Genomic DNA, 14134 nt, shown 5'->3' with positions numbered 1-14134 from the left:
CACTCGGTCATGGCTATTTTGGAGATACAAAATGAACGATTTTACTCTGAATGCTGAAGTGCGTTCCGACCTGGGGAAAGGTGCGAGCCGCCGCCTGCGTCGTATCGCTAGCCTGGTTCCAGCTGTAGTTTACGGTGGCGAAAAAGCCCCTGAATCCATCAGCATGCTGGCCAAAGAAGTTGCCAAACTGCTCGAAAACGAAGCGGCTTACAGCCACATCATCGAGCTGAACGTTGGTGGCACCAAGCAAAACGTAATCATCAAGGCTCTGCAGCGTCACCCGGCCAAAGGCCACGTGATGCACGCTGACTTCGTACGCGTTGTCGCTGGCCAGAAACTGACCGCTATCGTTCCTGTGCACTTCATCAACGAAGCTGCTCCAGTGAAGAAAGGCGGCGAGATTTCGCACGTTGTTGCTGAAATCGAAGTGACCTGCCTGCCGAAAGATCTGCCTGAGTTCATCGAAGTCGACCTGGCTGACGCTGAAATCGGTTCGATCATTCACCTGTCGGACCTCAAAGCGCCTAAAGGCGTTGAGTTCGTTGCTCTGGCACACGGCGATGACAAGGCTGTTGCCAACGTCCACGCTCCACGTGTTGCTCCAGAAGCTACCGAAGAAGGCGCAGCAGAGTAATTCACTCTGTCATGCCTGAGTGAGCAAGTAACATCGCGGACTGGAACGTAGCGAGAAAGCGGGCGAGAACGCGGAGTTTACATCCATGGTAAATGAGCATTTTTCGTCCACTTTCGCCGCTTTCCCTGATCGCGGCGATGTTACTCACCACTCAAAGGAAGGGCCCCTATCGTGACTGCCATCAAACTGATCGTTGGCCTGGGAAATCCAGGCGCCGAATACGACCAGACCCGGCATAACGCAGGGGCCCTTTTTGTTGAGCGAATCGCTGATGCACAAGGTGTCAACCTTGTCGCCGATCGCAAATATTTCGGCCTGACCGGGCGCTATTCGCATCAGGGTCAGGATGTTCGTCTGCTGATTCCCACCACCTACATGAACCGCAGCGGCCAGGCCGTGGCGGCACTCGCCGGTTTCTTCCGCATCAAGCCTGAAGAAATCCTCGTGGCACATGACGAACTCGACCTGCCTCCGGGCGTTGCCAAGCTCAAGCAGGGCGGCGGCCATGGCGGTCACAACGGGTTGCGCGACATCATTGCGCAACTGGGCAATCAGAATACGTTCTACCGCCTGCGGCTTGGCATCGGCCACCCAGGCGTCGCCAGTATGGTTTCAAATTTCGTCCTGGGTCGTGCGCCACGCGCCGAACAGGAAAAACTCGATGCCAGCATCGACTTTGCCCTCGGCGTGCTGCCGGATATCCTCGCCGGTGAATGGAACCGCGCGATGAAAAACCTGCACAGCCAGAAGGCCTGACTCTTATCCGAGGGGAAACACCATGGGATTCAATTGCGGCATCGTCGGCCTGCCTAACGTCGGCAAGTCCACCCTGTTCAACGCCCTGACCAAATCCGGTATCGCGGCCGAGAACTTCCCCTTCTGCACCATCGAGCCGAACAGCGGCATCGTGCCGATGCCGGATCCGCGTCTGGAAGCCCTGGCGGCCATCGTCAATCCGAAGCGCATCCTGCCGACCACCATGGAATTCGTCGACATCGCAGGCCTGGTGGCCGGCGCCTCGAAAGGTGAAGGTCTGGGCAACAAGTTCCTGGCCAACATCCGCGAAACCGACGCGATCGCTCACGTTGTGCGCTGCTTCGAAGACGACAACGTGATCCACGTTTCCAACAGCGTTGACCCGAAGCGCGACATCGAAATCATCGACCTGGAACTGATCTTCGCCGACCTCGACAGCTGCGAGAAGCAACTGCAGAAGGTCGCGCGCAACGCCAAGGGCGGTGACAAGGACGCTGTGGTTCAGAAGGCTCTGCTTGAGCAACTGATCGCGCACTTCACCGAAGCCAAGCCGGCGCGCAGCCTGATGAAGAACATGAGCGCTGACGAAAAGGCCGTGATCAAGGGCTTCCACCTGCTGACCACCAAACCGGTCATGTACATCGCCAACGTCGCTGAAGACGGTTTCGAGAACAACCCGCACCTGGACGTGGTTCGCGCCATTGCCGAAGAAGAAGGCGCGATGGTCGTTCCGGTCTGCAACAAGATCGAAGCGGAAATCGCCGAGCTCGATGACGGCGAAGAGAAGGACATGTTCCTCGAGGCCCTGGGCCTGGAAGAGCCTGGCCTGAACCGCGTGATCCGCGCCGGCTACGAAATGCTGCACCTGCAGACCTACTTCACCGCTGGTGTCGAAGAAGTCCGCGCCTGGACCGTCAAAGTCGGTGCCACCGCACCTCAGGCTGCCGGCGTCATCCACACCGACTTCGAGAAAGGCTTCATCCGCGCCGAAGTGATCGCCTACAACGACTTCATCCAGTACAAGGGCGAAGCCGGCACCAAAGAAGCCGGTAAATGGCGTCTGGAAGGCAAGGATTACATCGTCAAGGACGGCGACGTGATGCACTTCCGCTTCAACGTGTAAACGTTACGCCCAAGAAAAAGCCGCGTTTGATACGCGGCTTTTTTGTGCCTGAAATATTTTCCGCCACAACACATTCACCCTGTGGGAGCGAGCTTGCTCGCGAAAGCGGTGTGTCAGCTAAACATTCGTAACTGACACGCCCTCTTCGCGAGCAAGCTCGCTCCCACAGTTTGAGTCATGTGGAATCAGGGCTTTTTGGTGCGCGGCAAGAAGATCGCCAACACGCCAAACAGTGGCAGGAACGAGCACAGGAAATACACGTACTCAATTCCGTGGATATCCGCCAGATGCCCCAGCAACGCCGCGCCGATCCCGCCAAAACCAAACATCAGACCGAAGAAAATTCCGGCAATCATCCCGACATTGCCCGGCACCAGTTCCTGCGCGTACACCACAATCGCCGAGAACGCCGAAGCCAGAATGAAGCCGATCACCACGCTGAGGACACTGGTCCAGAACAGGTCAACGTGAGGCATCAGCAGCGTGAACGGCGCCACGCCTAGGATCGAGAACCAGATCACCGCCTTACGCCCGATCTTGTCGCCAATCGGCCCACCGAAGAACGTCCCTGCCGCCACCGCACCAAGAAACAAGAACAGGTGCAGTTGCGAACTGGCCACCGACAGGTCGAACTTCTCGATCAGATAGAACGTGAAGTAACTGGTCAGGCTGGCCATGTAGAAATACTTGGAGAACACCAACAACCCCAGCACCACCAGCGCACTGATCACCCTGCCCTTCGACAACCCGTGAGTCGCCGCCTGGCCGGCCTTGAGCTTGAACAGGTTCAAGTGATGGGCGTACCAGCGACTGATGCGGTACAGCACGAACAGCGCAAACACCGCGAACAGTCCGAACCACGCCACGTTGCCCTGACCGAACGGAATGATGATCGCCGCCGCCAACAACGGGCCAAATGCGGAACCGGCGTTACCGCCGACCTGGAAGGTCGATTGCGCCAGACCAAAGCGTCCGCCCGAGGCCAGTCGCGCAATCCGTGAGGCTTCAGGGTGGAAGGTCGAGGAACCGATACCGATCAACGCCGCCGCCAGCAGAATCAAGGGGAAGTTGCCGACCATCGACATCATCACGATGCCAATCAGTGTGCAAATCGAACCCGCCGGCAACAGCCACGGTTTCGGATGGCGATCGGTGTGATAACCGACCCACGGCTGCAACAGCGAGGCGGTCAACTGGAAGGTCAAAGTGATCAACCCGACCTGGGTAAAGCTCAGCCCATAGTTGGCCTTGAGCATCGGGTAGATCGACGGCAGCACCGACTGGATCAGGTCATTGATCAAATGCGCCAGCGCCACCGCGCCGATGATACGCATCACCAATGGACTGCTTTGGGGAGCAGCGGGCGCCGAGGCAGCGGCGGTCTGAACGTTGCTGATAGCCATGGAAGTTTCCGGACAGCAGATGGGTGCACGCAGGCAGGTGCGTCAATGTGCCATTTTTCGGTGCGTCAGCGCCATCCCCTTAGCCAGCTAACTAACTGGTCGTCGACCGCAAAGTGATAGCGCAACGCCATGGTCTGAATCTTGCCTTGCTTCTCCCCTTGAACGCGGTGCCCTTACAAAGGGTGCCGACAATGGGAAGTTTCGCTACAGAGCCGGCCTACAGAGCGGGCGAGGGTGAACTTTCGAGGCCTTTTAGAGGGCACAGGTCGCGTTCGAACCGAGCGCGATGCACGCCGATGGTGCGTGGTGTCCAGAGGAGTCATGGGGCATGCAGGTTTTCCTTTCACCGGGGATCAAATTGCTGGGGCGGTTTGGCTTCGCAGGTAAATTCCAGTTGCTGTTTTTGCTGTTCATTCTGCCGTTGGCCGGCAGCCTGTTGATGATCGGCCAGGACTATCGCGACAAGCTCAATCTGATCTCCGGCGAACGTGCCGGCGTGCGCCAGTTGCTCGCGCTGGATGCGCTGGACAACCTGCTCGCCGCGCAACGCGACCGCGCCGCCCGTTGGCGCGCCACGGAAACCAATCGCCAACCGACACCGGCCACGCTCGCGGCCATGGGTGCATTTGACGCGGTACAACCGGCCGTGCAGCAAGCCACCACGGATTTGGGCAATGCGCTAAAGAACGAAGGCGCCGAGGGCGAAACACTTGCCCGCTATCAGGCGCTGCAAACGGCACTGAACGGCCTGGACTCGAAAAGCCTCAGCGGAGTCGGTTGGTGGCCGGACGGCTACGACCGTTTCACCAACGCCCTCAGTGCCCTGCAAGCCTTGCGCGAGCAGATCGTCATGGACAATCGCCTGACCCTCGCACCGTGGCTGGAAACCTATCTGCTGACGCAGATCTCCACGCAGCACGCGCCGGACCTGATCGAACGCGTCGGCCGCCTCGCTGCGGTCGGTCAGGCCTCAGTGGTCTCAGGCCAATTCACTCTGCAAAGCCGTTTGCAGTTGCGTGACCTGCGCAGCCGTATCGGCGATGCCCGCGAGCAACTGGTCAAAACCGCCACGCTGCTCGAGGCGCGTTTGCCGAAAGACCAGCAGAACTGGGCCAGCCAATACCACGACAGCCTCAAGCACCTCGACAGCGGCTTGAAGGTCCTTGATGACGGCGTATTCGGCGGCAGCATCAATCTCAAGCCAGAAGACTTCGAACGCAGCCTCGACGCCTTGCTGAGCGACCTCGCCGCCCTGCGCCAGCAATCGCTGGTGTCGCTGGATCAGCGACTCGATGCCTACCACAGCTCGGCGATTCACCAATTCATCATCGTCGCCACAATCTTCGGCTGTCTGCTACTCGCGGCGCTGTATTTGTTTGTCTGCCTGCAAGCCTCGATCCGCCGCAGCGCCAGCGGCATCACCCTGCTCGCCGAAGCCCTGCGCGATGGCAACCTCAGCCTGCAAGTGCCGGTGGTGGGCCGCGATGAGCTGGCGGCGATCAGCACTGCGCTCAACGTTGCCGTGGTGCAACTGCGCACGAGCATGCTTGGCGTCGATCACGAGACCTCGCAGTTGAGCAACGCGGTGCGCAGCCTCAATCAGCATTCCAGCGGCGCCCTCAGTGAAGTCGAAGCGCAACAATTGCAGATCAGCCAGATCGCCGCAGCCGCCACGCAATTGGCCGCCACCTCGCAAGGTGTGGCGCAGAGTTGCGAACGGGCGTCCGGCAGCGCCCAGCACACCCGGCGCATTGCCGCTGACAGCAGCCGCGACAGCCAGCGCACCACGGCGAGTATTCAGCAGCTCAATCAGCGTTTGAATGAAACGGCAGCGGCGTTGGGTCGGGTCAGTGAACAAGGTCAGCAGATTCAATTGGTGGTCGACACCATTCGCGGTGTTGCCGAACAGACCAACCTGCTCGCGCTCAACGCAGCCATTGAAGCCGCACGCGCCGGTGAGCAGGGTCGCGGCTTTGCCGTGGTCGCCGATGAAGTGCGCAGCCTGTCGCAACGCACGCAGTCGTCCACCGCGCAGATCGCCGGTACGGTCGACAGCTTGCGCGCAACGGTCAACGAAGCCGTGACTCTGATGGAAGCCGCCTGCGGCCAGGCGCAAACCGATGCCGAGTCGGTCACCGGTCTTGGTGAACGTTTGGGCGAAATCGCCAGTGCGGTGCAGAGCGTCACCGATACCCTGGCGCAGATCGCCACGGCGGTTGAAGAACAGGCGAGTACCGCCGACGAAGTCAGCGGCAATATCCAGCAGGTCGATCAGGCGGCCGTACGTTTGCTTGAAGGCGCACGCGCAGTGAACCTCGCGGCGGACACCTTGAGTCAGGGCAGCCATGCCTTGAGCGCCAATACGGCAAGATTTCAGCTGCGTTGATGCCCTGCCCGGCCCGGATTTTCCGGGCTGGAGGATAAGCGGTTGAAAATAAGAAGAAATATTTTAAATTTACGCTTGACGCCTTTCCATTTCAGGGGAATAATGCGCGCCACTTGGCTACATAGCTCAGTTGGTTAGAGCATAGCATTCATAATGCTGGGGTCCGGGGTTCAAGTCCCTGTGTAGCCACCAAGTACCGATTTACAGATGTCTCAGGATGTCTATAAATCAAAACAAGAAGCCCGCCTCGTGCGGGCTTTCTTGTTTCTGGCTATCCCTCCTTGTATCCCCCTATACCTTCCCTCCGTGTATCCCACTGTGTATCCTCGACAAATAATTGAACCGAAGGGATACAGGTCAGATGAAGCGTTCAGAGATAAAGCGCCGCCCCCTCTCAGATACCGCATTGGCCGGCCTAGAGCCGGATGCCAAGGAGTATCGGGAACTCGATGGCAATGGCCTCTATTTCCGCGTTAAAACTGACGGCCAGAAGTCGTGGCAACTTCGCTACAAGAAGCCAGACGGCAAATGGTCTTGGCTCGGACTGGGCGGTTATCCCGATGTGAGCGGGTCGGTAGCCAGGCAGAAAGCCGCCGAGCTGCGCGCCGACGCGGCTGATGGAAAGAATCCGATCGTTACAAAGCAGGCTCGCAAGAAAGCGGAAAGGAGCACTGCTGCCGAAACATTCGAGCCGCTTGCAAGAGAGTGGTACACCTCAAGACTCACCAACTGGGACGCAGGCACGTCGAAGCGGATCATGGGAGCCTTCGAGCGTCATGTTTTTCCCGTATTCGGTAAGCGCCCCTATGCAGAGATCACCCCCCTCGAATGGATGGAGTTTCTGCGAGGCATGGAGCAGCAGGGCATCCTTGAGCAGATGAGCCGAGTTCGCTCGTACTGTAGAGATGTCTACGACTTGGCTAGGGTGACCGGCCGCGCAACTCATAACCCGCTTGAAGGCCTTCAGAAATATCTCAAGTCCGGCAAGGCCGAGAACTACGCTCACGTTTCCCCTGATGAACTGCCTGGCCTGATCCGCGCCATAGCCGCTTACCCTCATGCCCACGACGTGCGCCTAGGCCTGCGCCTTCTGAGTCTCTTCGCCGTGCGCCCCAGCGAGCTACGCGAGGCGCGGTGGTCTGAGTTCGACTTTTCCAAGAAGATTTGGACTATTCCCGTCGAGCGCAAAGGTCGCAAGAAAGGCCTTGAGCATCTGGTCCCGCTTTCGTCTCAGGCGATCGAGGCGCTGGAGGAGTTGCGCAAATACACCGGCAGCTATCCCCTTCTCTTCCCAGGTCGCAGCGATCACACCAAGCCGCGCAGCGACACGGTGTTCCTGATGGCACTGCGTAGGATGGGATACGAAGGTCGGCAAACTGGCCATGGGTTCCGGCATATTGCATCGACGGTGCTCAACGAAAACGGTTTCGACGAGAACCATATCGAAGCCCAGCTTTCGCACAAGAAGCCCGGCGTTGCAGGTATCTACAACAAGGCCCAGTACCTGCCGCAGCGCACGACGATGATGCAATGGTATGCGAACTACCTCGACGGATTGGCCGGCGGCGTAATTGTGCAAGGCGATTTTGGACAGAGAGCTTGAAGCGTTCCCTCCATTGTTCGCATATGCAGATATAGACTGATAGAAGCTATTTGGATCTGCAGCCAAATCACTAGAAGGAGGGTTTATGGCCAAATTACTGATGCTCAAGGAATGGTTAACCCTTGATGAGGCAGCCGTTAGATTGTCAGCCACAGCGGGCGAGCCGGTCACCGAGTCGGACCTACTGCGCCTGGCGATCGAAAACCACCTGCAACTCTCAGTGTTCATCGACAGCAATGTAATAGTCCGGGATGTTGAGTTCGAGGTCGAAGAGGTCGACGGGCAAAAGTGCTTCATTTTGGGAGATGGCGCAAAAGAACCCTCCAGAATAGATGGGCTTTGGGACCTTGCAGCTTACGGCGTTGGCATGAGTGAAATGGAGCGTCTATTCCGCGAGTTAAAAGGTCTTAAACCTGGCGCACGAATCGGCCACTCCAGCATGGGGCTTTATCTTCATGATGAAGAGAAAACCATGATGCTAGAGGTGCTAAAACTTGAACTCAAATTTTTGAACAAAGCAAAAACTGGTGAGAGCGAAAGCGACTCTCCAGCTCCTGAACACACGGGGAAAAGGACTAAAACTGACCCGGCACTGGCGAAAGAAATAAACGACCTATTGATGCGGGGATTGGGGGACCATGGCCCCGTAATCGACGAAAAACTGGTCAGCTACTATCGTGAGCGGAGTTTCCCCGAACAGTGCTTAATCGTTCTACGGAGAGACGAGCTTCTATCCTTTGAAGGCAGGCACCTGGGGGTGGGGATCAAGGCTGAGCTGACACCTACAGAGCGTGAAAGCTCGCATCAGATCATGGCGGCGATGGCGGCAATGGCGAAGCTCGATCTATCAGCGCCTTACAAGGCTGTCGGCATATTGCGGAAGGCGGCGGAGTTACAAGGACTGATGTTGCCTGCGAGCGATGAGACCATTGTTAAATTCCTAAGCGGTCCTGCAAGGAAAAAACGCTGACCCCATTGAGGTTTTGCTCTCCCCCAATAGGACGCAAGCCACAGCCCGCATGCCAATCTGCTTCCCGTCGCCATCAACAACGGGAAACAAACATGAGCAATATCCGCCAAATCGAATCCGTCACCACCGCACAGTTCGATCCTGCAAACACCATCATCCGATTCCCCGAAGTGGAGGCTATCACCGGCCTTGCCCGTGCCACCGTCTACAAGCGCCTCAAAGACGACCCGACGTTTCCCCGCCCAGTACCGCTAAGCAACAGCAAATCACGCGGTTCTCCAGTTGGATTCGTTTTGGCGGAGGTTTTGGGCTGGGTTCGCCAACGCATCGCGCTGCGTGGGGAGGCGGCATAAATGACAGACAAAAAAATGGCCGACCAACAGGCCAGCCACGAAAATACTCACGTAGAGAATACCAGCGGAATCGCTCAACGTGCTCGACTTTTGGAGCGCCTGAGAGCCGGCCCGATTGATACGTTTACCGCTATTCGCGAGCTGAACATCGTTCGCCCTGGTGCTCGCATCAACGAGCTGCGCGCGCTCGGGCACAAGATCCTCACCCATCGTCTCGACTTGACCGACGACCAAGGCCGCAAGCATCCCCGCATAGCTCTTTACTACCTGAGCACCAATCCGCCTGCCGGGGTGCCCGTATGATGGCTATGCTCATGCCAAGCGATATTCGGTCGCAAACTTCGCTTGCTCGGATGGGGCGTCAGCGCTATGGTTCAAGGGTCGCGGTAAATCCCGTGACCGACCTTGGCCGGTCGAGTATCGTTAGGCGCACAAGCGCCCACCATCCGATTGCTGGCGCTTTTTTTGCGTCCGCACAATCGTGTTATGGCGGCTGTGCGTGGGACACCTTCGGGTGTGCCGGGTTCCTAACGTCCCGGTCGGCCAACCCGCGTACAGCTGCCACCCATCTTCGCTTGGCCGCGAAAAGTGGCAGCTCCTCAACGTTAGGAGCTACACCCATGAAACACGCCATCACTCCGTCCGCAATCCGCGCATTTGCTCATCGCTGCATAGCACTGAGCGCTCTCCGCGCAAACTGCTCCCTGTCCAATCGACTCGCCCGCTACAACGCCAATATGTCCATCGCCCGCACCTTAGAAACAAAAGGGGGTGCGCAATGAACACTCATACCGAGCTGGGGGTTACTCCACTGCTTACGAACTCCTCGGAGTTTCATACCGTAGGCAACCGACCATTCTTCTCCGTCTCAGCCGGCATTCCTGTCGCCGATGCGCTGCACGAAGCGAGCTGCTTCCTCGCGGTGGGCGATGCAATGCTGACGAAATCCATGGATAGCGGCCTTGGTGTCGATGAGGTATTTGGAATCAGGCTTCTGATGGCCGCAGCCAAGGCCTTGGTTGACTCTTCCACCGCTCCTATCCAGTTCGGCAATCGCCAAGGCGGTGCCAAATGAACGCTCCAGCCCGGTCAGCCGAAATCAGCGTTGAGGACATGCGGGACATTCAGGAAATTCTGAGTTTGCTCGCGCTTTCCCTCGCCCTGATCGCCTCACCTTCAATCAACATTCTCGTAGCACGAGTTACCGCGGTTGTCGCTCAGCACACTGCTATGGCCTGGGCGGAACTTCTCGACGACTTGATAGCTGCGCAAGGGGGTGCCCAATGAGCAGCCTACTTTCAACTGCGATCAACGCCGAACGAGAACACGCATATCAGTGGTGGGGTGTTCTCAATCAGTTGCGCCTTTCCAACGAGTTGCCGGACTGGGTTCGCGCCAAAGACATTGGTAGCGATACCGACTATCAGAAAGCGCTGATCGCGAGAAGCGACGTCAATCAGGCTCTGTTTGGAGTCGACGATATCGAACCGTCAGACGACCTAGAGCCCCGCACCTACGAATGTCAGCGGCTCATTGATCTGATGGAGTTGGAGCGCACCCGCTATCTGACGTGGTGGACCATGCTCAGCGAAATGCGGGCACGTAGACAGCTACCGGATTGGGTTGTGACTAATCGCGTAGGTAACGGGCCGGATCATGAGCGGTGGTCTGACAAATCGGCCCAGGTTAATCAGTTGCTGTTTGGTCAATCGCGCGTGCGCCACTTGGCGACTCAGCTTCGTTTGCCTCAGGAGCCACGACCCGGTTCTCGGCAGCGCACAGCATCGCTGACTCCCGTGAATTGCTGATTCGATAAAGGCTTAAGAACATGAAAATTCAAAATGGCGCGTCAGCGCCAACGGGATCGGCTTGCCCGAGAAAAGCCACAGAGCTGTTCTACGTGACCCATCCGAAAGCGCTGAAGGCGTTGCTTGGCCCGTTCCTGACGGAGTCTGACGCCGAGTGCGGGCGCGTAGTTATGCGCAGCGCCGATGCTCAAGTGACTGCCTGCCTCGTGGAGTCAATCGACGACATCACGCACTGGCACGCCGTAAACAATGGACGGGTTTGCCGGGTATTCGCTGGGAGCGTCAGTCATGGATGACGCAGCGATCTTGTTCCGTGATGCGCTCCAGGCGACCTATGGACAGCTTGATTGGCTCCCTGTGTCCGATGGCAGCATTCACCGTTTCCGCGTTCCAGACGATAAGCCCGGCACCCTCAATGGTTGGTATGTCCTGTACCTGGATGGTATCGCCTCTGGTGCTTTTGGCAGTTGGAAGTCCGGAGCTGCCAGCACTTGGTGTAGCCGCGAACCAGTAGACGCTCGCGAGGCCGCGCAGATCCGCGAGCGAATTGATCAGGCTCGGCGCCAGCGCGAGGCCGAACAACAACGGCGCCAGCAGCAGGCTGCCGAGAAGGCTAATCATTGGTGGCGCAATGCTCGGCGCGCATCGCCTGATCACCCATACCTCACAGCCAAAGGAGTTCGCTCCCACGGGCTGCGCCAGCGCGGTGCGGATCTGCTCGTACCGCTGTACCTCGACGGCCTCCTAGTCAATCTGCAGCGAATCGCCCCAGACGGCGCCAAGCGTTTCTTGCCCGGTGGGCGCGTGAAAGGCACGTACTCGCCTCTAGGCATCATCGAGCCCGGCGCCTTGCTCTGCATCTGCGAAGGATGGGCTACGGGCGCCAGTCTCCACCAACACGGTGGCTATGCCGTTGCCGCTGCCATGAACGCGGGAAACCTGTTCCCGGCGGCGATGGGGCTTCGTTCGCGCTACTCAGACCAGCCATTTGTTATTGCTGGCGACGACGACCGACTCACCGACGGAAACCCGGGACGCACTGCAGCGAACGCAGCAGCGGCGGCAGTGGGCGCTCAAGTGGCTTTCCCCGAATGGCCAGAAGGCGCGCCGGATGACCTCACTGATTTCAACGACCTCGCAAACTGGAAGCTCGCCAATGGCCAAGCCTGATACCAATGTGATCAACCTTCGGCCAGAGGCCGCGATCATCTCGCCTGTTCGGCCATGCTGGGCGGTGTACGAGCACTGGGTGATCAACGAGAACGGCCGCAAGCTGCGCCCGGGCGTTTACTGGCATAGCTTCAAGCGCGCCGCCGCTGACCAGGACGACGCCGAAAGCGATGCCGGCGACCGGCCTATCACCGATGAGTGGATCTCCAGCCCCGTCACCGTCGTCGCCCGCACCACCAATAGCGACGACGGCAGCGAGGGTCGGTTGCTGCGCCTAGTCACTGAAGGCGGAATCAAGGAATGGATCATCGCCATGGAGGTCTTCGGCGGTAGCGGCGAGGACGCCCGGCGCGCCTTGTTCGGGATGGGCGTCATTATCGCCCTCAAGAAACGCGGCACGTTCATGGAGTATCTGCTCGACCAGCATCCTGCAGAAGTGTTCGCCACCACCAGCCGGCCGGGCTGGCACGAGTCGGGCGCATTCGTACTGCCCGGACGAACGATCGGCGCCGCAAACGTGCGGTACCAAGCGAGCAACAAGGCTCAGGTGCTGTTCAGTCAGCGCGGCGAGTTAGCGCTGTGGCAGTCGCAGGTGGCAGCCAAGTGCGCGGGTAATCCGGTACTAACTCTGGCGATTGGATGCTCTCTGGCCGGCCCGCTGCTGAGTTTGGTCGGCGTGCTAGGTGGCGGGGTTCACCTTGTGGGCGACAGCTCTAGCGGCAAATCTCTGGCCCAACTGATCGGATCGTCTGTGTGGGGTGACCCGGGCGTATTTGCCGCTAGTTGGGACATGACCAAGGGAGGTCTTGAGATCGAGGCGTCGAGTCGTAACGACACCATCCTGCCACTGGATGAGATCAAGCGCGCCGACCCTAAGCGGGTTCAGGAGATGGCCTATTCCCTTGCCAATGGCCAAGGTAAAGGCACCATGACCCGAGAGCGTGAAGGTCGGGCCAAGCTGAGTTGGCGCCTGCTGACGCTCTCCAGCGGTGAGCGCTCCCTCTCCGAGCACGCCGCGATCTCTGGCAATGCCGCACATGCCGGCGCCGAACTCCGCATGGTCGACGTGAACGCCGGCACCCGCACCCACCGCGCCTTTGATGAATTGCACGGCCTCGGGGGCGCGGACTTCCACCGGCAGTTGACCGTCGCGGTAGGCGCCCACCACGGACATCTTGGCCCGGCCTTCGTCGAGCGTCTGGTCGCAGCTGACGACAAGCCCGGCTTGCTAAGTGACTTCGATGGCATCCGCGCTCAGTTCGTCGAGGACAACGCCCAGGCCGGCCGTGTGGCTGACCGGTTCGCCGTGATTGCGCTGGCGGGCGAGATGGCCATCGCCTACGGACTGCTCCCGTGGGAGCCGGGTACCGCCCTCGCCGACTGCCGTCTGCTCTATGGCGAATGGCTTGCCCGTGTCGGCGGCGGTAACGCAGAAGATCGCCAGATCCTGGCCGGCATCATCGACTTCATCGACAAGCACGGCAGTAGCCGCTTCTCCGATGTCGACGCCACGGAGGTGGACGCCAAGGTGTTCAACCGCGCCGGCTACTGGGAGTTAGTGGCAGGCAAGCGGCTCTATCTGTTCAACAAGTCCGCACTTACCGAAGCCGCTCAGGGGTTCGGCTTAACCCGCGTGATCAAAGCGCTGGAAGTCGGCGGCGCTCTGGCCAAGCGAGACAGCGATCGGGACAGCCGCAAGACCAAAAAGTACCGCATCCCTGCCGGCGGCTCGGCGCGCCTTTACGTGGTTGACCCTGAAGCCTTGGACAGCGAGGGGGCCGGCGCATGACCACCATATCCATTAAGTACGAATGCCCGAGTTCTCAGGAACCTGCAAACGTGGGGAACAGGGGGAACGGGGGAACAGCCAGTAAAACCGTGGCTTGTAGCCGTTCCCCCTTATTAGATGTATGGGGAACAGGGGGAAC

At 58.9% G+C, this 14134-nt stretch carries 15 protein-coding genes and 1 tRNA gene; 15 read left to right on the top strand and 1 reads right to left on the bottom strand.

The features are described 5' to 3' along the window. The first annotated feature begins 31 nt into the window (after positions 1 to 31). The 3 genes from ACM6IV_RS02460 (at position 32) to ychF (ending at position 2513) form a co-directional block, all read left to right on the top strand. Complete coding sequence (locus ACM6IV_RS02460) at positions 32 to 634, top strand: 50S ribosomal protein L25/general stress protein Ctc (protein ID WP_123449289.1); 603 nt, start codon at positions 32 to 34, stop codon at positions 632 to 634. 171 nt (positions 635 to 805) lie between these two features. Continuing rightward, on the top strand, positions 806 to 1390 hold the full coding sequence (pth, locus tag ACM6IV_RS02455) for an aminoacyl-tRNA hydrolase (RefSeq protein WP_007912902.1): 585 nt from the start codon (positions 806 to 808) through the stop codon (positions 1388 to 1390). 22 nt (positions 1391 to 1412) lie between these two features. Continuing rightward, a complete protein-coding gene (ychF, locus tag ACM6IV_RS02450) occupies positions 1413 to 2513 on the top strand; it encodes a redox-regulated ATPase YchF (RefSeq protein WP_414868584.1) in 1101 nt (366 codons plus the stop codon). Between the two features lie 185 nt (positions 2514 to 2698). On the opposite strand, the gene ACM6IV_RS02445 is transcribed toward ychF, so the two are convergent. Further along, positions 2699 to 3916, bottom strand: a complete 1218-nt coding sequence (locus tag ACM6IV_RS02445; RefSeq protein WP_414868583.1) for an MFS transporter — start codon at positions 3914 to 3916, stop codon at positions 2699 to 2701. 328 nt (positions 3917 to 4244) lie between these two features. Here ACM6IV_RS02445 and ACM6IV_RS02440 point away from each other — a divergent pair, with 328 nt between their 5' ends. From ACM6IV_RS02440 to ACM6IV_RS02385, 12 genes are all read left to right on the top strand, one after another. Beyond that, positions 4245 to 6302 (top strand): methyl-accepting chemotaxis protein, encoded by a 2058-nt coding sequence (locus tag ACM6IV_RS02440; RefSeq protein ID WP_414868582.1) that lies wholly within the window; start codon positions 4245 to 4247, stop codon positions 6300 to 6302. A 115-nt stretch (positions 6303 to 6417) separates the two neighbouring features. Beyond that, positions 6418 to 6494: transfer RNA gene (locus tag ACM6IV_RS02435), tRNA-Met, on the top strand. 169 nt (positions 6495 to 6663) lie between these two features. Next, positions 6664 to 7905: a tyrosine-type recombinase/integrase gene (locus ACM6IV_RS02430; protein ID WP_414868581.1), complete on the top strand. Its 1242-nt coding sequence runs from the start codon at positions 6664 to 6666 to the stop codon at positions 7903 to 7905. Between the two features lie 85 nt (positions 7906 to 7990). Continuing rightward, positions 7991 to 8875: a hypothetical protein gene (locus tag ACM6IV_RS02425; RefSeq protein WP_414868580.1), complete on the top strand. Its 885-nt coding sequence runs from the start codon at positions 7991 to 7993 to the stop codon at positions 8873 to 8875. 92 nt (positions 8876 to 8967) lie between these two features. Further along, the gene (locus tag ACM6IV_RS02420; protein ID WP_414868579.1) at positions 8968 to 9228 is read left to right on the top strand and encodes a helix-turn-helix transcriptional regulator; all 261 of its coding nucleotides are present in this window, start codon (positions 8968 to 8970) and stop codon (positions 9226 to 9228) included. Continuing rightward, entirely contained in the window at positions 9229 to 9531 is a 303-nt protein-coding gene (locus ACM6IV_RS02415) for a helix-turn-helix domain-containing protein (protein ID WP_414868578.1), read from the top strand. It begins immediately after the preceding gene. Between the two features lie 475 nt (positions 9532 to 10006). Then, positions 10007 to 10303, top strand: coding sequence for a DUF3077 domain-containing protein (locus tag ACM6IV_RS02410; protein ID WP_414868577.1), 297 nt, complete (start codon positions 10007 to 10009; stop codon positions 10301 to 10303). Further along, the gene (locus ACM6IV_RS02405; protein ID WP_414868576.1) at positions 10300 to 10515 is read left to right on the top strand and encodes a hypothetical protein; all 216 of its coding nucleotides are present in this window, start codon (positions 10300 to 10302) and stop codon (positions 10513 to 10515) included. The genes ACM6IV_RS02410 and ACM6IV_RS02405 overlap by 4 nt, the downstream gene beginning before the upstream one ends. After that, positions 10512 to 11036: a hypothetical protein gene (locus ACM6IV_RS02400; RefSeq protein ID WP_414868575.1), complete on the top strand. Its 525-nt coding sequence runs from the start codon at positions 10512 to 10514 to the stop codon at positions 11034 to 11036. The genes ACM6IV_RS02405 and ACM6IV_RS02400 overlap by 4 nt, the downstream gene beginning before the upstream one ends. A gap of 20 nt (positions 11037 to 11056) precedes the next feature. Further along, complete coding sequence (locus ACM6IV_RS02395; protein ID WP_414868574.1) at positions 11057 to 11332, top strand: hypothetical protein; 276 nt, start codon at positions 11057 to 11059, stop codon at positions 11330 to 11332. Further along, positions 11325 to 12206, top strand: coding sequence for a toprim domain-containing protein (locus tag ACM6IV_RS02390; RefSeq protein ID WP_414868573.1), 882 nt, complete (start codon positions 11325 to 11327; stop codon positions 12204 to 12206). Before ACM6IV_RS02395 ends, ACM6IV_RS02390 begins: the two co-directional genes overlap by 8 nt. Beyond that, a complete protein-coding gene (locus ACM6IV_RS02385; protein WP_414868572.1) occupies positions 12193 to 13995 on the top strand; it encodes a DUF927 domain-containing protein in 1803 nt (600 codons plus the stop codon). Before ACM6IV_RS02390 ends, ACM6IV_RS02385 begins: the two co-directional genes overlap by 14 nt. The last annotated feature ends 139 nt before the right edge of the window (positions 13996 to 14134 follow it).

The organism is Pseudomonas sp. IT-347P (assembly GCF_949768005.1).
Classification (GTDB): domain Bacteria; phylum Pseudomonadota; class Gammaproteobacteria; order Pseudomonadales; family Pseudomonadaceae; genus Aquipseudomonas.
The sequence above is the reverse complement of the archived record's forward strand: the minus strand, read 5'-3'. Positions and strand labels throughout refer to the sequence as shown.